At 62.9% G+C, this 19717-nt stretch carries 16 protein-coding genes; 7 read left to right on the forward strand and 9 right to left on the reverse strand.

Features of this window, described 5'->3' with window-relative positions; translation table 11 throughout:
- Positions 1-7: 7 nt before the first annotated feature.
- Positions 8-841, reverse strand: coding sequence for a metal-dependent hydrolase (locus HNE05_RS05805; RefSeq protein WP_173204240.1), 834 nt, complete (start codon positions 839-841; stop codon positions 8-10).
- Between the two features lie 387 nt (positions 842-1228).
- On the opposite strand from HNE05_RS05805, the gene HNE05_RS05810 reads away from it, so the two are divergent.
- From HNE05_RS05810 to HNE05_RS05830, 5 genes are all read left to right on the forward strand, one after another.
- The gene (locus HNE05_RS05810) at positions 1229-2257 is read left to right on the forward strand and encodes an AraC family transcriptional regulator (protein ID WP_173204242.1); all 1029 of its coding nucleotides are present in this window, start codon (positions 1229-1231) and stop codon (positions 2255-2257) included.
- A 10-nt stretch (positions 2258-2267) separates the two neighbouring features.
- Complete coding sequence (locus HNE05_RS05815) at positions 2268-2915, forward strand: MBL fold metallo-hydrolase (protein WP_173204244.1); 648 nt, start codon at positions 2268-2270, stop codon at positions 2913-2915.
- 123 nt (positions 2916-3038) lie between these two features.
- Positions 3039-3725, forward strand: a complete 687-nt coding sequence (locus HNE05_RS05820; protein WP_173204245.1) for a YiaD family glycine zipper/OmpA-like lipoprotein — start codon at positions 3039-3041, stop codon at positions 3723-3725.
- Between the two features lie 183 nt (positions 3726-3908).
- A complete protein-coding gene (locus tag HNE05_RS05825) occupies positions 3909-7661 on the forward strand; it encodes a CHASE domain-containing protein (protein WP_173204247.1) in 3753 nt (1250 codons plus the stop codon).
- 55 nt (positions 7662-7716) lie between these two features.
- On the forward strand, positions 7717-9852 hold the full coding sequence (locus tag HNE05_RS05830) for a putative bifunctional diguanylate cyclase/phosphodiesterase (protein ID WP_173204249.1): 2136 nt from the start codon (positions 7717-7719) through the stop codon (positions 9850-9852).
- On the opposite strand, the gene HNE05_RS05835 is transcribed toward HNE05_RS05830, so the two are convergent.
- The 7 genes from HNE05_RS05835 to HNE05_RS05865 all read right to left on the reverse strand — a co-directional run bounded on the left by HNE05_RS05835 (position 9853) and on the right by HNE05_RS05865 (position 14515).
- A complete protein-coding gene (locus HNE05_RS05835; RefSeq protein ID WP_173204251.1) occupies positions 9853-10764 on the reverse strand; it encodes an acyltransferase in 912 nt (303 codons plus the stop codon).
- 285 nt (positions 10765-11049) lie between these two features.
- Positions 11050-11388, reverse strand: a complete 339-nt coding sequence (locus tag HNE05_RS05840; RefSeq protein WP_173204253.1) for a HopJ type III effector protein — start codon at positions 11386-11388, stop codon at positions 11050-11052.
- Positions 11388-11678, reverse strand: coding sequence for a DUF1244 domain-containing protein (locus HNE05_RS05845; RefSeq protein WP_173204255.1), 291 nt, complete (start codon positions 11676-11678; stop codon positions 11388-11390). Before HNE05_RS05845 ends, HNE05_RS05840 begins: the two co-directional genes overlap by 1 nt.
- Before the next feature lie 94 nt (positions 11679-11772).
- The gene (gene folX, locus HNE05_RS05850; RefSeq protein WP_173204257.1) at positions 11773-12144 is read right to left on the reverse strand and encodes a dihydroneopterin triphosphate 2'-epimerase; all 372 of its coding nucleotides are present in this window, start codon (positions 12142-12144) and stop codon (positions 11773-11775) included.
- A complete protein-coding gene (folE, locus tag HNE05_RS05855; RefSeq protein WP_173204259.1) occupies positions 12145-12705 on the reverse strand; it encodes a GTP cyclohydrolase I FolE in 561 nt (186 codons plus the stop codon).
- A 21-nt stretch (positions 12706-12726) separates the two neighbouring features.
- On the reverse strand, positions 12727-13437 hold the full coding sequence (gene folM / locus HNE05_RS05860; RefSeq protein ID WP_173204261.1) for a dihydromonapterin reductase: 711 nt from the start codon (positions 13435-13437) through the stop codon (positions 12727-12729).
- A gap of 511 nt (positions 13438-13948) precedes the next feature.
- Positions 13949-14515, reverse strand: coding sequence for an antibiotic biosynthesis monooxygenase (locus HNE05_RS05865; RefSeq protein WP_173204263.1), 567 nt, complete (start codon positions 14513-14515; stop codon positions 13949-13951).
- 246 nt (positions 14516-14761) lie between these two features.
- Here HNE05_RS05865 and HNE05_RS05870 point away from each other — a divergent pair, with 246 nt between their 5' ends.
- Positions 14762-15706 carry a MerR family transcriptional regulator gene (locus HNE05_RS05870; RefSeq protein ID WP_173204265.1) on the forward strand — a complete coding sequence of 315 codons (945 nt, stop codon included), beginning with the start codon at positions 14762-14764 and terminating at the stop codon, positions 15704-15706.
- Between the two features lie 288 nt (positions 15707-15994).
- The gene (locus tag HNE05_RS05875) at positions 15995-17773 is read left to right on the forward strand and encodes an acyl-CoA dehydrogenase C-terminal domain-containing protein (RefSeq protein WP_173204267.1); all 1779 of its coding nucleotides are present in this window, start codon (positions 15995-15997) and stop codon (positions 17771-17773) included.
- Between the two features lie 302 nt (positions 17774-18075).
- On the opposite strand, the gene HNE05_RS05880 is transcribed toward HNE05_RS05875, so the two are convergent.
- Positions 18076-19599, reverse strand: a complete 1524-nt coding sequence (locus tag HNE05_RS05880) for a fumarate hydratase (protein ID WP_173204269.1) — start codon at positions 19597-19599, stop codon at positions 18076-18078.
- Between the last annotated feature and the right edge of the window lie 118 nt (positions 19600-19717).

A 19717-nucleotide genomic window follows, 5' to 3' on the forward strand; every position in this document is an offset into this window, starting at 1 on the left:
GCAGACCCTAAGCGGCTTCAACCACAGCGTCGAATTCGCGGCGGTACTGCAGAATTACCTGCATGTTGTCGTGCTGCCAGGGGTGGAAGTCGCGCTTGTAGAAGTCCAGGTAGGTGCGCACCAGCGGACGCAGGATGCCCCGACTTCCCCACAGCCAGCCCAGTCCATCGCGCCATACCCGCCAGTTCCACAGCAGCCCGTCGCGCTTGAGCATGTGCACCAGGCCCTTGAAGGTATCCAGGGTGAAATACAACGTGCTGTGCAGCATGGCCCGCCGCCGCAGCCAGACGCTGCCGCAGACCTGTTGGTAGAGATCGAAGGCGACCGCCTTGTGTTCGCTTTCTTCCAGCGCATGCCAACGCCACAGTTTGGCCATGTTCGGCTCGGCTCCGGCCAGCCAATTCGGGTTCTGCAGGATGGCGTCGGCCATGATCGCGGTGAAGTGCTCCACGGCCACGGTGGAAGCCAGGTGCACCTTGGGCGGCAGATGCTTGCGTACAAAGGCCAGGCGGCGCTTCAGGCGATGTTCCAGGTAGTCGAGGTCGTAGCCGCAGTGGCGCAAGGCTTCGCTATAGCGATCATGCTCACGGCTGTGGTGTGCCTCCTGGCCGATAAATCCACTGATCTGCTTCTGCAGGTGCGGATCCGTGGCCTGGTCGCGGTAATGCCGCACCGAGTCGATGAAGAAGCGCTCGCCATCCGGGAACAGCAGCGACATGGCATCGAAGAAGTGGCTCTTGAAGGCATTGTCGCCGTGCCAGTGGCGCACCCAGGGGTGGGGCAGGGTAAAGCCGGGCTGGCGTGCCTTGATCAGCAGGTCTGGCGGTGTCGGGCTGGGCATGGCGCCTCCCCTTTAATTGTTATGGTTACAGGGTCTGTTGCCGTTTCGTTCGTGGTCGCGACGGAGCCCGTTTTTGCGCGGAGCTAGGCGCGAGACGCGAAGTTTGGTGGTCCAAATGAGTCGTCGAGTAACGACGTTCCGCGCAAAAACGGGCCCGTCCCTTCGGGTTGCGCGAAAAATCGCGCCATGCGTTGTTGCGGGACTTGCCAAGGGATGACCATTGCCTGCGTCCCGCGCCTAGTCTGGCGCGATTTTTCGCAGCAACGCGGCTCGCGAACGAAACGGCAACAGACCCTTGGACTATGGGCTTGTCGGCTTTTAACGGGCAAGGTTATCTTCTGCCATTATTCGGGTCATTTCCGGCCACTGCTGATAGGCGGCAGACTGATGAAGAAGCTGCTTACGCTGAACTCCCAGCTGGTCCCGCTGGCTTACGCACAAGCCCTGATCGAGCTTGCCGGGGAGCTGGGCGTGCCGCGTGATCAGCTCTTGCTGGCCGCCGGCATCGCCCCGCAGGTCCTGCAGAATCCAGCTGGCAGGCTGTCTTTTCTCGACTTCCGCCAGTTGGCCAACGCCGCGTTGCTCGCCGCGGATGATCCGGCCCTGGGGCTGCTGCTGGGGCAGCGCCTGAATGCATCGGCTCATGGCATCCTCGGCTATGCACTGCTCTCCAGTGCCACTCTGGAGAAGGCCCTGCACTTTGCGCTCAAGTATTACCGCGTCCTCGGGCTGAGCTTCGATCTGGAACTGATCGAACATTCCGACCGTCTGGAGTTGCGGGCCAGCGAGTCGATTCCGCTCGGGGCACTGAGCCGTTTTGCCGCCGAAGGTCTGTTTGCCAGTCTCTACAGCATCGCCCAGTTCCTCCTCGGCGAGACACCGCAAGGCGTGGCGGTCGGTTTTGTCTATCCGGCTCCCACCTATGCTGAGCGTTACCGCGATGTTTTCGCTACGGCAGTGGCGTTCGAGCAGCCTTGGCACTGGTTCAGTCTGCCGCGCGCCTATCTGGATCGACCGATGGCCCTGGCCAATCCGGCGACCATGCAGATGTGTGAGCAGCAATGCGAGGCCCTGCTGGCGACTCTCGATATCCAGGATGGTTTGCTCAGTCGGGTGCGTCGTCTGCTGCTGGCGCGCCCAGGCGAGTTTCCCGATCTGGATAGCGCCGCGCGGGCTCTGCATATCAGTGGTCGCAGCCTGCGGCGTCATCTGGCAGGTTCCGGTACCAGTTACCAGCAGATTCTCGATGAGGTGCGCAAGCGCCTGGCCTTGCAGTACCTGGGTACCACCCACCTGCCGCTCTATGAAATCGCCGCCTTGCTGGGTTTCAGCGACCCCTCCAATTTCCGCCGCGCCTTCCGCAAATGGACGGGGCGGCAGCCGAACGATTATCGTGCCGGCCCTGATCACCGATGAGGATTGCCAGATGAGTACCAGCCCCCAGCCCAAGCTGATTCGCGAAACCTTCCCGGTCGGGCCTTTGCAGTGCAACTGCACCATCATTGGCGACCCGCTTACCAAGAAGGCCATCGTGGTCGATCCGGGCGGCAATCCCGAGTTGATCATGGCGCGCCTGGAGGCCCATGGCCTGCAAGTGGTGAGCATCATTCACACCCACGCCCACCTCGATCACTTCCTCGCTTCGGGGCAGATGAAGGAGAAGACTGGCGCCACCCTGCATCTGCACAAGGAGGATCAGTTCCTCTGGGACAACCTGGAGATGCAGTGCCGCATGTTCGGTGTGCCCTACACGCCGGTGCCGGCCCCGGACCAGTGGCTGGCCGATGATGAGGAGCTGGCCTGCGGCTGCGGCGTGGCTCTGCACACGCCCGGGCATACGCCAGGTTCGATGAGCTTCTGGTTCCCCCAGGACAAGTTGCTGATCGCCGGCGACACCCTGTTCCGCCGCGGTATCGGGCGTACCGACCTGTGGGGCGGTGACTACGCCACCATCGAGCGCTCGATCAAGCAGCGCCTGTACAGCCTGGACGAGGAAGCCACCGTGGTAACCGGGCATGGCCCAGACACGCGTCTGGGCGAGGAGATGCGCGAGAATCCATTTATTCGTGCCTGAGGCCTGGCGCACTGGTTGTGGTCGAATGTGACGTGCATCTGTAGCGAGGGAATCTTCTGCCCGGCCAGTGCTCTAAACTGCACCTGTTTTTCTGTACGCAAGACTGTATCAGGAGCTTCAAGCATGTTTACCCCTTCACGCCTCGTCCTCGCCGCTACCCTGGCTGCCTTGATGACCGGCTGTGCCTCGCAAAATCCCTACGACAACCAAAGCTCCCAGCAAAACTCTGGCGGCATGAGCAAGACGGCCAAATACGGTGGCCTCGGCGCCCTGGCCGGTGCGGTCGCCGGTGCGGCGATCAACCATGACAACCGTGGCAAGGGGGCGCTGATCGGTGCCGCGGTTGCCGGTGCCGCCGGTGCCGGTTACGGCTACTACGCCGACAAGCAGGAAGCCGAACTGCGCCGCAGCATGGAAGGCACCGGGGTGCAGGTCGAACGCCAGGGCGACAACATCCAGCTGATCATGCCGGGCAACATCACCTTCGCCACCGATTCGGCGGATATCGCCAGCAATTTCTACAACCCGCTGAACAACCTGGCCAATTCGTTCCGCCAGTACGACCAGAACAGCATCGAAATCATCGGCCATACCGACAGCACCGGCAGCCATGCCTACAACATGAGCTTGTCCCAGCGCCGCGCCCAGAGCGTGGCTAACTACCTGCTGGCGCAAGGCGTCAATGCCGGCCGGGTGAGTACCCGTGGCGCCGGCCCGGATCAACCGATTGCCAGCAATGCCAGCGAACAGGGGCGCTCGCAGAACCGCCGGGTGGAGATCAACCTGCGCCCCTTGCCCGGCCAGCAATAACTACAGCTGCTGTACAAGAGGCCCCGATCACCGGGGCCTTTTTGCATTCTGTGTGCCGTCCGTCGCACGATTCGACGCTCTTAAATTCCTGACTAGACTGCTCAACATATGCTCCGCAGTCCGCGTTCCTGATAGGCGCGCCTCCTTCGATTGCTGCGCATCGATCAAGGATCAGGAGAGCTCATGGACGACACCGCCCCGGCTATTTCACCGCGTAAACCCTGGATTCCTCTGCTGGTCACCGTGTTGCTGTTGGCCGGCCTGAGTGTCCTGGTGACCTGGCAGTGGCTGGTGCTGGGAGCCAGCAACCGCGACGAGCAGGACGCCCGCTTTGCCCTGGCCGTGGATGGCATCGAGCAAAGCGTGCGCGAGCGCATGCTGGCCTACGAAATGGTCCTGCGTGGCATGTCCGGGTTGATGGCCGGCAGTAGCGACGTGTCCCATGAAGAGTGGCAGCGTGCGGCGGACCAGTTGCAGTTGCAGGAGCGCTACCCCGGCATCCAGGCCCTGAGTTGGGGTCGTTACCTGCGTAACAGTGAACTGGAAGCCTTCGTGCAGCGCGAGCGTGGCAACGGCCGGCCGGAGTTCCAGGCCTATCCCCCTGGGCCGCGTGATGAGTACCTGATCGTCGACTTCATCAACCCGCTGGACTGGCGCAACCGTCGTGCCCTGGGCTTCGACATGTACAGCGAGGCGACCCGCCGACAAGCCATCAGTCAGGCCCGCGACAGTGGTGAAGCGGTGCTGACTGGGCCGCTCAAGCTCAGGCAGGAAATCGAACAGGATGTGCAGGCCGGAGCACTCTTGTATCTGCCGGTGTATCGCCAGAATGCGCCGCAGACCAATATCGATGAGCGGCGCGCTGCGGTGCTTGGCATGGTCGCTGGAGTCTTCCGCATGGGTGACCTGATGCACGGCATCCTCGGCAGCAGCAGCGAGCTGTTCTGGGTCGAGCTGCGCGACAGCCAGGATGCCGCCAACCCGCTGCTCAAGGCAGTCTCGACAGACGCCCATCGACCCCGTTTCGAAACCCAGCGCACGCTGAACATCTACGGCCGTACCTGGCAGCTCAAGGTCAGCAGCACCCCCCAATACGAGCAGACACTGCACAACAGCAGCCTGAGTATCGGCCTGGGCAGCGGCTTGCTGGCCGCGCTGTTGCTGTCCTTGCTGATTGGCGGTTACCTGTTCCTGCGCGAACGGGCGCTGACCAACAACGAACGTCTCAATCAGGGCGTGCGTGAGCGCGAAGAGCGTTTTCGCCTGGTGATCGAGGCATCGCCTAACGCCATCGTGCTGGTCGACAGTCATGGCCGGGTCGCCATGATCAATCGGCAGACCGAACTGATGTTCGGCTATGGCCGCGAAGAGATCCTCGGCCAGCCGGTGGAAAAGCTCCTGCCAGAGTCCATTCGCAAGGCCCATGTCGGCATGCGCGAGAACTTCCAGGCAGCGCCGGAACCTCGGCGCATGGGCGGCAGCCGCGAGCTGTTCGGTCAGCACCGCGAGGGTCGACAGATTCCCCTGGAAGTGGGCCTGTCACCGATCCGCGCGGGTAATGAGGTGCTGGTGCAGGCGGTGATTATCGACATCAGCGAGCGCAAGGCCGCCGAGGAGCGCTTCCGCCTGGTGGTCGAGGCCTCACCCAACGCCATCGTGCTGGTCGATGGCCATGGCCTGGTGGCCATGGTCAATCGTCAGACCGAACAGATGTTTGGCTACTCGCGTGATGAGTTGCTCGGTCAGCCGGTCGAGCAGTTGCTGCCCGAGTCTCTGCGCAAGATGCACCCACACCTGCGTGAAAGTTTTACCAACGATCCATCGCCACGGCGCATGGGCGGCAACCGCGAGCTGTTCGGTCAGCACCGCGATGGTCACCTGATTCCCCTGGAAGTCGGCCTCTCGCCGCTGCGCAGCGGCACCGATGTGCTGGTGCAGGCGGTGATCATCGACATCAGCGAGCGCAAGGCCGCCGAGCAGCGCCTGCGTGAGCAGGCCGAGCAGCTGGCGCTGGCCAACCGCTACAAGTCCGAATTCCTCGCCAACATGTCCCATGAGTTGCGTACCCCGCTGAACAGCATCCTGATCCTCAGCGAGCAGCTGAAGCAGAACATGGCGGGCAACCTCACGGAGAAACAGGTCAAGCATGCCGACATCGTCTACCGGGCCGGCAACGACCTGCTGCAGCTGATCAACGATGTACTCGATCTGGCCAAGATCGAGGCCGGTCGGGTCCAGCTCAAGCTCGAGCCGCTGAATGTTCACGACATGCTAGTGGAGCTGGACTCCAGTCTGCGGCCGATGGCCGAGCTCAAGGGCCTGCGTCTGCTCAACAGCATGGAGCCTGGGGTGCCGCGGGTGATTCATACCGACCGCGGGCGCCTGCATCAGATCCTGCGCAACCTGCTGTCCAATGCGCTCAAATTCACCGAGGCAGGCGAGGTGGAACTGTCCATCAGCCGCTCGCCAACGCCGCTGGATGATGAGCGCGAAACCCTGCAAATCGTCGTGCGCGATACCGGCATCGGCATCGCCCCGGAGCAGCATGAGCGGATCTTCCAGGCCTTCCAGCAGATCGACGGTTCGACCAGTCGGCGCTTCGGTGGCACTGGCCTGGGCCTGGCGATTACCCGGCAGCTGGTCGAAGTGCTGGATGGCAAGATCAGCCTGGAGAGCGTGCCCGGGCAAGGTTCGCGCTTCATCGTGCAGCTGCCGGTGGTGGCCCTGACCCAGGTCGAACCGGACCAGCCCCTGAGCAGCGCGCCCGTGCGCAGTGGTCAGGGACCAGCGCTGCTGATCATCGAGGACGACCTCAATTTCTCCGCGGTGATTGCCGAAGAGGCCCAGGTCCATGGTTTTTCCAGCGTGCTCTGCCGCAGTGGCAAACAGGCGATCAACCTGCTGCAGAGCGAGCGTTTTGTCGCCGTAGTACTCGACATCCTCCTGCCGGATATCAGTGGCTGGCAGATCTACCGGCGCCTGCGCAGCCTGGCGCAGTACCGCGACATACCGGTGCACATCATCTCCTGTGTGCCACAGCCCCAGGACTGGCACGAGGATGGCACGCGCTATCTGGTCAAGCCCATCGGGCGCAATGACCTCGAGCAGGTCTTCGTCGGGCTCGCCGGCCTTGGTCAGACTCTACGCCCACTGTTGTTGGTGGAAGATGTCGAGATCGAGCGCGAGCATTACCACGAGCACCTCACGCAGCTGGGTTTCACCGTCACCTCGGTGAGCAGTGCCGAGGCGGCGCGCCAGGCCTATGCGGAGCAAGGTTTCAGCGCCCTGGTGATCGACCTCGACCTGCCGGACCAGGATGGTTTCGAGTTGCTCGAGGCTATGGATCGGCAGCGCCCCCTGCAGGCGACTCAGGTGGTGATCAACACCGGCCTGGATATAACCCGCCAGGATCTGCAACGCCTGCGCCGGTACTCGGCTGTGGTGGTACGCAAGAGCGGCGACGATCTGGGCCCGCTGAGTGCTGCCCTGCAAGGCTTCCTGTCCGGCGTGCGCGAGCCGCAGAGCGACAGTTCCGGCCTGGCCGGCAAGCGCGTGCTGCTGGTGGATGACGATATTCGCAATATCTACGCGATGACCGCGTTGCTGGACGAGGTCGGCCTGGTCGTCACTCCGGCCAAGGATGGCGTGGAAGCCCTGGAACGCTTCGCGCGCCAGCCCTTCGATCTGGTGCTGATGGACATGGCGATGCCGCGCATGGACGGCTACACCGCCACGCGCCTGCTCAAGGAAGAACACGATTGTCGGATTCCGATCATTGCCCTGACCGCTCATGCGATGAAGGGCGACCGCGAGAAATGCATCACCGCCGGGGCAGACGATTACCTGGCCAAACCGGTCAGCCGCCAGGAGTTGCTGGAGCACCTGCATCGCTGGTTGATCGAAGCCCCTCAACCCTTGCGGCAGGCGTTGGGATGAACAGGGCGGAGAGGTTGCCGATGGTCTGTCGTGGGCCGCGCGCAAGGAGGTCGAGATGGCGCAGTTAGAGCTCGATACGCAGGTGGATTCCCAGGTGCTGCTGGTGGTCGATGATCGTGAAGAAAACCTGGTGGCCATGGAGGCCCTGCTCGGTGATGGCGAGTGGGATGTGCGCACCGTCAATTCCGGCGAGGCCGCCCTGCAGTGCATGATCGAGGAGCCGGTTGGCCTGGTCCTGCTGGATGTGCAGATGCCGAAGATGGATGGCTTCGAAGTCGCCCGCCTGATGCGTGGCAGCCCGCACACCCGGCATACGCCGATCATCTTCCTCTCGGCCATCGCCCACACCGAAGATTCGGTGCTGCACGGTTATGCCATCGGCGCCGTGGACTTCATCCTCAAACCTTTCGATCCCAAGGTGTTGCGCCACAAGATCAGTGCCTTGCTCGAGCATGAACGCCATCGCCACGAGTTGCTCCAGCTCAGCCAGCAGCTGGACAGCGCGCGCGCCTTCAATGCCTCGGTGCTGGAGAATGCCTCCGAAGGCATCCTGGTGCTGGATCAGGATGGCCTGATCAGCTTCGCCAACCCGGCCATGGCGCAGATGCTCCACGGCGAAGTGGCCGACTTGCAGGGCACCCAGCTGCTTTCCTACCTGCATGCACCGCAGATGCCGGCGGACTGGAAGATCTCTGAGTTCTACCTCAGCTGGCGGGCCGGCAAGACCTATCGCCTGCATGATGCGGTGCTCAACACCTTCAGCGGCAGCTTCCTGCCGGTGGCGCTGTCCTGTTCACCGCTGCCGCAGTACCAGAACGCCATGGTGCTGATTGCCCTGGACATGTCGGTGGTGAGCAACCTGCATGCCCAGCTCGAGTCGCAGGCGATCACCGATGCGCTGACCGGCCTGTACAACCGCCGCGGCTTCAATCAGGCCCTGGAAGCGGCGCTGTCGCGCATCGACCGCAGCGGCAAGCGCATGGCCGTGCTCTATCTCGACCTGGACGGCTTCAAGCGGGTCAACGACTCGCTGGGGCATGCCGCTGGCGACGAGATCCTGCGCACGGTGGCCGAGCAGCTGAAGACCTGCCTGCGTCCTTACGACATCCTCGCGCGCATGGGCGGCGACGAGTTCACCGCGCTGCTCGATTCGCTGGACCATCCGGAGGATGCGGCGCGGGTGGCGGAGAAGCTGATCGAGCTGGTGTCGGTGCGGCACAAGGTCGATGGCGTCGAGTTCACCCTGGGGGCCAGCGTCGGTATCGCCTGCTTCCCCGAGTGCGGGCAGACCGTCGATGGCCTGCTGCGTGCAGCGGACATGGCCATGTACGAAGCCAAGCGCGCCGGGCGCCAGCAGTACCGCTTCTTCTCCCCGGAAATGAATGGCCGCGCGCGCTCGCGGCTGATGCTCGAGGAGAGCCTGCGCACGGCTATCGACCAAGACGATTTCGTCCTCGTCTACCAGCCGCAGATTGACCTGGCCAGCGGCCGCCTGCGCGGCTTCGAGGCGTTGCTGCGCTGGCAGCACCGGGTCGCCGGTACCATTGCGCCGGGCGTGTTCATTCCGCTACTGGAGGAAACCCGGCTGATCAACCGCCTGGGTGATTGGATCTTCCAGCGTGGTATCCAGCAGTGCCGTGACTGGCGCCCGCAATTCGGCGAGGACCTGCTGCTCAGTCTCAACGTCAGTCCGGTGCAGTTCAGCATGCCGCAGCTGGTCGGAGACCTGCGCCGGGTGCTGGAGAGCCATCAGCTCAAACCGTCACAGCTGGAAGTGGAAGTCACCGAGAGTGCACTGATGCAGGATCTCGACACCACCCGCGAGCAATTGCGCCAGCTGCGCGAGCTGGGTGTGCGCATCGCCATCGACGATTTCGGCACCGGCTATTCGTCGCTGGCCTACCTGCGCCATTTCGAGCTGGATACGCTGAAGATCGATCGCCTGTTCATCTCCAACATGCTCGACTCCCCGAAGGATGCGGCCATCGTCAGCACCATCATCGACCTGGGTCATCACCTCGGTCTGGAGATCATTGCCGAAGGGGTGGAGACCATCGCCCAGCGCGACTGGTTGATCGCCCATCAGTGCAGCACCATGCAGGGGTTTCTGGTGGCGCCGGGGTTATCGGTGGAGAAGGCCGGGGCATTTCCGCCCCAGCTCGATTGGACGACCTGGGCGCCAGAGGCCTGATTACCGGCGGGTGGCCGGGAACTCCTGGTGCAACTGCGCCAGCTTGGCATCCTTGGCTTCCCAGAGCTGGTTGACCCACTGTTGGAAGGACAGTCGGTAGGCCTCATCCTGGTCATAGTTCTGGCCGATGAACTCGGCCGGAATCTGCAGCTCCTCGAAACGCACCACCACCTTCTGCAGCCTGCCGCACAGCAGATCCCAGAAGCCTGGGCTGCCGCCTGGGTAATGGATGGTCACGTTGATGATCGAGTGCAGTTGCTCGCCCATGGCATCCAGCACGAAGGCGATGCCGCCGGCCTTGGGCTTGAGCAGGTACTGGAAGGCCGAGCCCTGTTGATCATGCTTGGCCTGGGTGAAGCGAGTGCCTTCGAGGAAGTTGAATACCGAAACCGGATTGGTCTTGTAGCGCTCGCAGGCCTTGCGTGTGGTGGCCAGGTCCTGGCCGAGCTTCTCCGGGTGCTTGGCCAGGTAGGCCTTGGAGTAGCGCTTCATGAAGGGGAACTCCAGCGCCCACCAGCACAGGCCGATCACTGGCACCCAGATCAGCTCCTGCTTGAGGAAGAACTTGAGCAGCGGCATGCGCCGGTTCAGCTGGTACTGCAGCACCAGGATATCGACCCAACTCTGGTGGTTGCTGGTTACCAGGTAGGAGTGCTGGAGGTCGAAGTTCTGCGCACCGGCGACATCCCAGTGGGTGCGGCAGACCAGGTTCATCCAGAACTTGTTGACGCTGATCCAGAACTCGCCGATGCCGTGCATGACGGAACGCAGGCCGCGCTGGATCGCCGGCACCGGCAGGAGCAGCTTGAGCAGCGCCACGGCGAACAGCGGCCAGCAGCAGATGAGGGTGTTCAGGGCCAGCATCAGGCCGGCAACCAGGCCACGTAGCGGGGCAGGCAGAAAGTGCAGCATGGGGGCGTGAGCCTCCTGACAGTGGGGGCATTCTGTGTGCCCCGGATCGGTCGGGTTACCTGCGGCAGTTCCCTTGCACAAGGCGGTCGGCTGCCAAGGTTAACGCTTGTACACTGACCGGCAAGCGCTGGCTTTGACTTATGGGTCAATCGGCCCGGCGCATTTCGCCGCTTTCAGCCGGGGCGGATTCTAGCGCAAGCCTCTCGTTGGGCGGGTGAAACTGCGTTGCTGGTGGGGCCTTTTTTAACGCCGTATGCCGCGACTCAGGAGATCGTAAACAGGTTCTCAGGCCTTGCGCGTGAGCGGCTGATGCTCAAACTGCACGCCGTGCAGGCCGGTGTCCTGCAGGGCGCGAATATTGCCGTGGTCGCTGCCGTCCGGGCTGGCTAGCACGGCACGGTAGTGCTCGCCAAAGGCGCGCAGGGTTTCTTCCAGGCTCAAACCTTCGAGCAGGGCCAGGCCGAGGGTCTTGCAGGAGCCTTCATTCTGGCCGCTGGCGTTGTCCACGCTGCCGTTGCGAAAGGCGCTGGGCTGGTAGTCGTAGTGCGCGGCGATAAAGGCCAGGGTCTCGGCAAACAGGAACTGCTCGCTGTGCAGGCGGGCGCGGAAGTCTTGCAGGTTCATCAGTTTTTTCCCTTGGCGAAGGCGGCCTGTTGTGCGGCGCTGGCTTCTTTCTGGTGTTTGGCTTTCCACTCGGCATACGGCATGCCGTAGATCTCTTCGCGGGCCTGTTCGACGCTGATTTCCACTTCGAGGTCGTCGGCGGCGGCCTTGTACCATTTGGACAGGCAGTTGCGGCAGAAGCCTGCCAGGTTCATCAGGTCGATGTTCTGCACATCGGGGCGCGAACGCAGGTGCTGGACCAGGGTGCGAAAGGCGGCGGCTTCGAGTTCGAGGCGTTGTTGTTCAGTCATGGCGGGCTCCCGGACGACGATGGAGGCGCAGATGATAGAAGGCCGGAACAGGCCCGGCAACGCCCGCCGCCGCTCCGGCTGCGGGCGTTTGGACTCAGCGCTGGGCGGCGAGGGTGATCGACACCGACTCGGCGAAGCGCAGGGCATGCAGTTTGTCGACTTCCACTTCGGCGTAGTGCACGGCCGGGTTACTCATCACCAGGTCGAGGATTTCCTGGGTCAGGCGTTCGAGCAGGGCGAAGCGGTTTTCCTCGACGTGGCGGATCACCGCCTTGGTAATGGTGCGATAGTTCAGCGCGTGGTCGATGTCGTTGTCACGCACCGCCTCGTCGGCCGGGTAGAGGATGGTCAGGTTGATCAGCACATCCTGCTTGTTGAGAATTTCCTCTTCCTTGATGCCGATATAGGTACGCAGGCGCAGATCCTTGACGCGGATACGCGCCATGCCGGGGTCCAGGCGTGGCATTTACTTGCTCCGTCCGATCAGTTGCAGGAATTCCTGGCGAGTGTTGCAGGACTCGCGGAAGGCACCCAGCATAACCGAGCTGCTCATCACCGAGTTCTGCTTTTCCACCCCACGCATCATCATGCACATGTGCTTGGCCTCGATCACCACGGCCACGCCGGCGGCATGGGTGACACTCTGGATGGCGTCGGCGATCTGCTTGGTCAGGTTCTCCTGGATCTGCAGGCGTCGTGCGTACATGTCGACGATACGCGCCACCTTCGACAGGCCAAGCACCTTGCCGGTGGGGATGTAGGCGACATGCGCCTTGCCGATGAAGGGCAGCAGGTGGTGCTCGCACAGCGAGTACAGCTCGATGTCGCGGACGATCACCATCTCGTCGTTATCGGAGGCGAACAGCGCGCCGTTGACGATCTCGTCCAGCGACTGCTGGTAGCCATGGCAAAGGTACTGCATGGCCTTGGCGGCACGCTTGGGCGTATCTAGCAGGCCCTCGCGCTCGGGGTTTTCGCCCACGCCAATGAGAATTTCACGGTAGTGCTGCGGCAGTTGCGGATTCATATAAAGCCCTCACGGCGCCCCTCAGACGAGGTGGCGACCGCCATTGACGGCAAGCGTGGTGCCGGTGACATAAGGATTGTCGAGCAGGTAGCGCAAGCTCTGGTAGATGACCTCGGCACCGGGTTCGATACCCAGCGCGGATTCGGCCAGGCGCTTGGCACGGTAGGCCGGGTCATCGCCTTCGTTGAACTGGATCAGCGCCGGGGCGATGCCGTTGACCTTGATCGCCGGGGCGAAGCGCGCGGCGAAGGACAGGGTCAGGTTGTCCAGGCCGGCTTTGCTGGCGCAGTAGGCCGGGCGCTTGGCACTGCCGGCGCGGACCACGTCATCGCTGATATGGATGATGTCGGCAGGCGTGCTGCGGCGCAGCAACGGCTCGCAGTGCAGATTGATCAGGTACGGCGCGAGCATGTGCACGTTGACCATCTGCTGAAACACGGCAGCTTCGTTGCCGGGTGTCTCGGTCAGCCAGTCGGAAGCGTTGTGCACGATCGCACGCAGGCTGTCGGTGTGGCTTTTCAGGGTTTCGATGAAAGCCAGGATGCCGGCTTCGCTGGCGAAGTCGGCTGGCAAGGTCAGTGCACCACGCTCACGCAGCAGCTCAAGGCCGGGACGTTCGCTGCGGTAGCTGACGATCACCGCTTGTCCGCTTTCGAGCAGGCGCAGCGCACAGTGCAGGCCGAGACGCTGGCTGGCACCGGTGAGCAGAATAGGGGCGGCGGAACCGCTCATGGATGCCTCGCAGATAGGAGGGTGAAGTGGCAGCCCGGGCATGTGAAACAGGCTGTCGATGACAGGGTAAAGTTATACCAGCTACTGACTTTGTACAACCATGCGCAGTTTGTGGGGATGCCTTTTTCTGTCTTATTAATCTGTAACTATATGATATATAAAGGTGTTAATAGATTGATGTGGATTTCATCTGCATATGATCGTGTACAGCTTTTCGGTCTATGTACAGCTTGTGTAGATAGGCGCACCTGCAGCACGGGTCCCGCGATGGCGGTTCTGCCGGCCTCCGCCGCAGGGCTTTGCCTTTATCGGCTCAGAACCTGTTTACGATCTTCTGAATTAGAGCCAGACAAGGAAAAAACGGCCGAGGAAGCGCAGTTTACGAGCTGTAAATGAGCATGACTCGTTGCACTCGCCCTTCGGGTCGCGCTAAAGCGCGTTAGCGGCAGGCCGCTTGCCGAGGCGTTTTTAACGCGGTATGGCCGCGAGTCAGGAGATCGTAAGCAGGTTCTCAGCGTACCTGCAGGGCCGGGTCTGTTGGCGCAGAGGTTTTGCGCGCTTGCAGCCAGGGGGCGAGCAGTCGGGTCGACAGCGGGATGAACCAGTAGGTCATCAGGGGCGTCAGCGTCAGGGTGCTGAGCAGTACGCGCACGGTCAGCGACAGGTCGTCTAGCCACCCGCCGAACAGCAGGTTGAAGCCCAGCGATACGGGGAAGAACGCCAGCCAGATAGCCACGCTCTGCTTCCAGCGCGGCGGTTGGCGCAGGCTGTTGCCGAACCAGGCGTCGAGGCCCTGGATGCGCCGCTCCTGCGGGTCGGCGAACAGGCCGCTGCCGCGCTGCAGCCAGGCGCGGCGCGAGGCCGAGTGTTCCCAGGCCGCGAGCGTGGCCTGGTCGGCGAAGCGAAAGACGATCTGGAATTCGTCGTCGCCTGCCGGTGGTGCCAGGACGCCGGAGCCCAGGTACCCAGCGAAATCGGCGGCGAGCAGCTGGCCTTCATGCAGCCAGGTGCGGAATTCGGGGAAGCGCTCGCGATGGACGCGGCGGGCCACCATCAGGGTGACGGGATCAGCAGACATTGTGTATCTCCTTGCAGCGAACGCCGGCCCGGATAGGGCTGGCGCATCACGCAGCACCGGGGTGATGGCACTGCGCAAAATGACAGGCGCGATTATTCCGGTTTTTGCCGATTACGCCAGAGGGTTGCCTGCCGTTGGTCGCCAGTAGAACGCGTTGCGGGCTCTGCACCGCATGTGGCCTGGGCATTTCAGGCCTGGGCCCTGCCTGAGGTACACTGCGGGCATTCTCTTTCGGCGATTCATTCCATGACCGAACGCGCTGGTGCTGCTCTTGTCTCCGACTCCCTGCAACAGGAAGAGTTGTTTCCCATTCGCGAGGTTTCGCGGCTGACCGGGGTTCACCCGGTCACCTTGCGCGCCTGGGAGCGACGCTACGGGCTGATCCAGCCGACACGCACCGACAGTGGCCATCGCCTGTACTCGGCGGCGGATATCGAATCGGTACGCAGCATCCTCGCCTGGATCGAGCGTGGCGTCTCGGTGAGCAAGGTCGGCAAGATCCTCGCCCGCAGCAGCGCGATCAAGATGCCGACGCCGGTCTATGTCGAAGTCACCGCCAGCGAGTGGGGCGAGTGGCAGGCGCGTATTCGCAGTGCGGTGGCGGCATTCGATGGGGTGCAGCTGGAGCGGCTGTACGGCCAGATTTTCTCCACCTACCCGCTGCTGGTGGTGTTCCAGGATATCTTCGTGCCGCTGTGGCAGGAGTTGTTGCTGCACCGTGACGATTACGGCCAGGCCAGTGCCTGGTTGTTCCTCGATGCCTTCCTCCGTGCGCGCGCCTTGCAGCGCCTGCAACTGGCTGCCGCAGGGCAGGGCACGGTGCTGTTGTCGGCCTTGCCCGGGCATTGCCGGGAGCTGGAGCTGCTGGTGGCCGGCCTGTTGCTGGGTGGTGCCGAAGGCCGGGTACAGGTGTTGGCGCTGGGCCAGCCGCTGGAGGAACTGGCGCTGGTCTGCGAGAAGGTCCAGCCCCAGGCGCTGGTGCTGTTCTCCAACCAACCGCCGGCCGACGATCTGCCGCGTCAGCTCAGTCGTTTGGCCCTGGCGTTGCCCTGTCCGCTGCTGCTGGCCGGTGACGCCTCCGAGCTGATCGAAGATGAGCTCAGTGGTTCGCCGATTGCCTGCCTGGGCAATGAAGGCCGTCTGATGCACCAGCGGCTGCAGCAATTCCTCGCCGGTCATCTGGATACCTGAGAACCTCTTCAGGATCTCCGCGGGGCTGAAAATTCTTCTGCGCGCGACATCGCAACCGCGCTTTTTCCGTAGGGTGCGCTCTGCGGGCTTTCTGCTGCACATGGCGCACCCTGCGGGCGATCCGAATTAGCCGTTAAAAGCCTTTTCCCCTTGTACAGCTAACGACCCAAGCGAATGGGGCGTCGTCGGATTTTGCCTGTTTTCCGAAAAAAGCTTGCACTGCACAGGCTTGTGGCTATACAAAAGCTGTACATTAAATTTTATTGTACAGCTTAAGGGTTCGAATCAATGCCTGCCTACCGTGCTCCCTTACGTGATATGCGCTTCGTTTTCGACGAGGTGCTCGACGCTTATGCCACCTTGCAGTCGCTGCCCAGTCAGCGCGAGTTCGGTAACGATCTCGGTGGCGCCATACTCGAGGAGGCCGCCAAGCTGGCGGAAAATGTCCTCGCTCCGCTCAATGGCCCAGGCGACAAGCAGGGCTGCCAGTACGACCCGCAAAGCAAGGCGGTGAAAACCCCGGACGGCTTCCCGGCGGCCTACAAGCAGTTCGCCGAAGGCGGCTGGACCGCATTGGCCTGCACCCCGGAGTTCGGTGGCCAGGGCCTGCCCCATGTGCTGAACATGATGGTCGAGGAGATGGTCTGCTCGGCCAACCTGTCGCTGGGCATGTACCCGGGCCTGACCCACGGGGCGATCAATGCACTGACCGAGCACGGCACCCGCGAGCAGCAGGATCAATACCTGCCCAAGCTGATCAGCGGCGAGTGGACCGGCACCATGTGCCTGACCGAGCCGCAGTGCGGCACCGACCTGGGCCTGATCCGCACCCGTGCGCTGCCTCAGGCCGATGGCAGCTACGCCATCAGCGGCACCAAGATCTGGATCACCGGCGGCGAGCATGACCTGGCCGACAACATCGTCCACCTGGTACTGGCTAAGTTGCCGGATGCACCGGATAGCGTCAAAGGCATCTCGCTGTTCCTGGTACCCAAGTTCCTCGCAGACGGCACGCGCAACCCGGCGTTCTGCGGCGGCCTGGAACACAAGATGGGCATCAAGGGCTCGGCCACCTGCGTGATGAACTTCGAAGGCGCCCGCGGCTGGTTGATCGGCGAGCCGAACAAGGGCCTCAAGTGCATGTTCACCATGATGAACTCGGCGCGCCTGATGGTCGGTGTGCAGGGCCTCGGCATTGCCGAAAGCGCCTACCAGGTCAGTCTGGGGTTCGCCAAGGAGCGCCTGCAGAGCCGTTCGCTGTCCGGGCCAAAGGCGGCTGACAAGCCGGCCGATCCGATCATCGTGCACCCGGATGTACGGCGCATGCTGCTGCGGCAGAAGGTGATGATCGAAGGCTGTCGCGCCTTGGCCTATTTCACCGGCATGCATCTGGATGTTGCCCACGATCATGAAGACCCGCAGTTGCGCCAGCAGTCCGACGACCTGGTGCAACTGCTGACGCCGGTGGTCAAGGCGTTCCTCACCGATGAAGGCTTCAACTGCGCCAACGACGGCCTGCAGGTGCTTGGCGGTTCGGGCTTCACCGAAGACTGGGGCATCGAACAACTGGTGCGCGATTGCCGCATCACCCGCATCTACGAAGGCACCAACGGCATTCAGGCCCTCGACCTGGTCGGGCGCAAGCTGGCCCTGGGCGGCGGCCGTGCGGTGCGCAGCTATTTCGCCCTGGTCGAAGGCTGGCTCAAGGCCAATGCTGACGCGCCGCACGCCGCGGCTGTGGGCAAAGCGCTCAAGCAGCTGCAACAGGCCACGATGTGGATCGCCACTGAAGGCATGCAGGATCCGGAGCAGGCAGGTGCTGCCTCCGTGCCTTACCTGCGCCTGTTCGCCCTGACCACCCTGGCCTGGTTCTGGTCGCGCATGGCGCTGACTGCCCAGCACAAGCTGGCCGCGGGCAGCAGCGAAAGCGCTTTCTACGGAGCCAAGCTCAAGTCGGCGGATTTCTACATGGCACGCGTGCTGACTGAAACCGACAGCCTGCTGGCCGAGGTAGTGGCGGGCAAGAGCAGCCTGATGGCCTTCAGCGAGGAGGAGTTCGCCGCTTAACGTCTGCGCAACCGGCAGCCACCTCCCCCTGTCCTTTCGGCTGCCGGTCTTTTATCCCTGCACGGCCAGTCTCTGGCCTAGCTTTATGACCCGTCCCGACGGGTCTTTTTTTGCCCGGCAGAAAGGTAGCGTCTCCAGCTAATGGCGCCGCCGCTTTTGTAGGAGCGGGCTTGCCCGCGATTGGGGCCATACAAAGCATCGCGACCAAGGTCGCTCCTACGGTTCAGGCCTTCAACCCATAACGGGGACAGGCCCATGAAAAAGCCCGGCACTGGGCCGGGCTTCGTCACTGCTGCGCGGTGTTACTTGATTTCCACCGCCAGGCTGTCGTGGATCTTCTTCTGCCAGATCGCCGGGCCGGTGATGTGCACCGACTCGCCCTTGGTGTCGACCGCCACGGTTACCGGCATGTCCTTCACTTCGAACTCGTAGATGGCTTCCATGCCCAGCTCGGCAAAGGCCACCACGCGCGACTTCTTGATCGCCTGGGCGACCAGGTAGGCGGCGCCGCCGACGGCCATCAGGTACACGGCCTTGTTGTCCTTGATCGCGTCGATGGCGATCGGGCCACGCTCGGACTTGCCGATCATGCCCAGCAGGCCGGTGCTCTCGAGGATCTGCCGGGTGAACTTGTCCATCCGCGTGGCGGTGGTCGGGCCGGCTGGGCCAACCACTTCTTCGCGTACCGGATCGACCGGGCCGACGTAATAGATGAAGCGGCCTTTCAGATCGACCGGCAGCTCTTCGCCCTTGTTGAGCATGTCGACCATGCGCTTGTGCGCGGCGTCGCGGCCGGTGAGCATCTTGCCGTTGAGCAGCACGGTCTCGCCCGGTTTCCAGCTCTGTACTTCTTCCGGGGTGATGGTGTCCAGATTGACGCGGCGCGCGCTCGGGCCGGCTTCCCAGACGATTTCCGGGTAGGCGTCGAGGGGCGGCGCTTCCAGTTCGGCCGGGCCGGAACCGTCGAGCACGAAGTGGGCGTGACGGGTGGCGGCGCAGTTGGGGATCATGCACACCGGCAAGGAGGCGGCGTGGGTCGGGTAGTCCATGATCTTGACGTCGAGCACGGTGGTCAGGCCGCCCAGGCCCTGGGCGCCGATGCCCAGCTGGTTAACTTTTTCGAACAGCTCCAGGCGCATTTCTTCCAGCTTGTTCTGCGGGCCGCGGGCTTTCAGCTCATGGATGTCGATGGACTCCATCAACACTTCCTTGGCCATCACCGCGGCCTTCTCGGCGGTGCCGCCGATGCCGATGCCGAGCATGCCCGGCGGGCACCAGCCGGCGCCCATCTCGGGGACGGTCTTGAGCACCCAGTCGACGATCGAGTCGGACGGGTTGAGCATGGCCATCTTCGACTTGTTCTCGGAGCCGCCGCCCTTGGCTGCGACGTCCACTTCCACTTTGTCGCCGGGGACGATGGAGTAGTGGATGACCGCCGGGGTGTTGTCCTTGGTGTTCTTACGCGCGCCGGCTGGGTCGGCCAGGATCGAGGCGCGCAAGACGTTTTCCGGCAGGTTGTAAGCGCGGCGTACGCCTTCGTTGATCATGTCGTCGACGCTCATGGTCGCGCCATCCCAGCGCACGTCCATGCCGACGCGGATAAACACGGTGACGATACCGGTGTCCTGGCAGATCGGCCGGTGGCCGGTGGCGCACATGCGCGAGTTGATCAGGATCTGCGCCATGGAATCGCGCGCGGCGGGCGATTCTTCCTTCAGGTAGGCCTCATGCATGGCCTGGATGAAGTCGACGGGGTGGTAGTAGGAGATGAACTGCAGGGCGTCGGCGACGCTCTGAATCAGGTCATCCTGCTTGATCACGGTCATGCAAGCGCTCCTCTAGTACGGGAACATCGGTAGGGAAGCGCCGGACCACGACCCGGCGCACTGCATCAAAAAAGGCGCCAAAGTATAGCGCGGTAGAGGGCTGCGGCACAGTCGCCGG

The organism is Pseudomonas campi, from assembly GCF_013200955.2.
Taxonomy (GTDB): Bacteria; Pseudomonadota; Gammaproteobacteria; order Pseudomonadales; family Pseudomonadaceae; genus Aquipseudomonas; species Aquipseudomonas campi.

Coding starts and splice junctions, on each gene's coding strand:
- HNE05_RS05805 (WP_173204240.1), bottom strand. CDS start 841: ATGCCCAGCCCGACACCGCCAGACCTGCTGATCAAGGCACGCCAGCCC.
- HNE05_RS05810 (WP_173204242.1), top strand. CDS start 1,229: ATGAAGAAGCTGCTTACGCTGAACTCCCAGCTGGTCCCGCTGGCTTAC.
- HNE05_RS05835 (WP_173204251.1), bottom strand. CDS start 10,764: ATGCTGCACTTTCTGCCTGCCCCGCTACGTGGCCTGGTTGCCGGCCTG.
- HNE05_RS05815 (WP_173204244.1), top strand. CDS start 2,268: ATGAGTACCAGCCCCCAGCCCAAGCTGATTCGCGAAACCTTCCCGGTC.
- HNE05_RS05875 (WP_173204267.1), top strand. CDS start 15,995: ATGCCTGCCTACCGTGCTCCCTTACGTGATATGCGCTTCGTTTTCGAC.
- HNE05_RS05870 (WP_173204265.1), top strand. CDS start 14,762: ATGACCGAACGCGCTGGTGCTGCTCTTGTCTCCGACTCCCTGCAACAG.
- HNE05_RS05845 (WP_173204255.1), bottom strand. CDS start 11,678: ATGACTGAACAACAACGCCTCGAACTCGAAGCCGCCGCCTTTCGCACC.
- HNE05_RS05865 (WP_173204263.1), bottom strand. CDS start 14,515: ATGTCTGCTGATCCCGTCACCCTGATGGTGGCCCGCCGCGTCCATCGC.
- folE (WP_173204259.1), bottom strand. CDS start 12,705: ATGAATCCGCAACTGCCGCAGCACTACCGTGAAATTCTCATTGGCGTG.
- HNE05_RS05830 (WP_173204249.1), top strand. CDS start 7,717: ATGGCGCAGTTAGAGCTCGATACGCAGGTGGATTCCCAGGTGCTGCTG.
- HNE05_RS05825 (WP_173204247.1), top strand. CDS start 3,909: ATGGACGACACCGCCCCGGCTATTTCACCGCGTAAACCCTGGATTCCT.
- folX (WP_173204257.1), bottom strand. CDS start 12,144: ATGCCACGCCTGGACCCCGGCATGGCGCGTATCCGCGTCAAGGATCTG.
- folM (WP_173204261.1), bottom strand. CDS start 13,437: ATGAGCGGTTCCGCCGCCCCTATTCTGCTCACCGGTGCCAGCCAGCGT.
- HNE05_RS05880 (WP_173204269.1), bottom strand. CDS start 19,599: ATGACCGTGATCAAGCAGGATGACCTGATTCAGAGCGTCGCCGACGCC.
- HNE05_RS05840 (WP_173204253.1), bottom strand. CDS start 11,388: ATGAACCTGCAAGACTTCCGCGCCCGCCTGCACAGCGAGCAGTTCCTG.
- HNE05_RS05820 (WP_173204245.1), top strand. CDS start 3,039: ATGTTTACCCCTTCACGCCTCGTCCTCGCCGCTACCCTGGCTGCCTTG.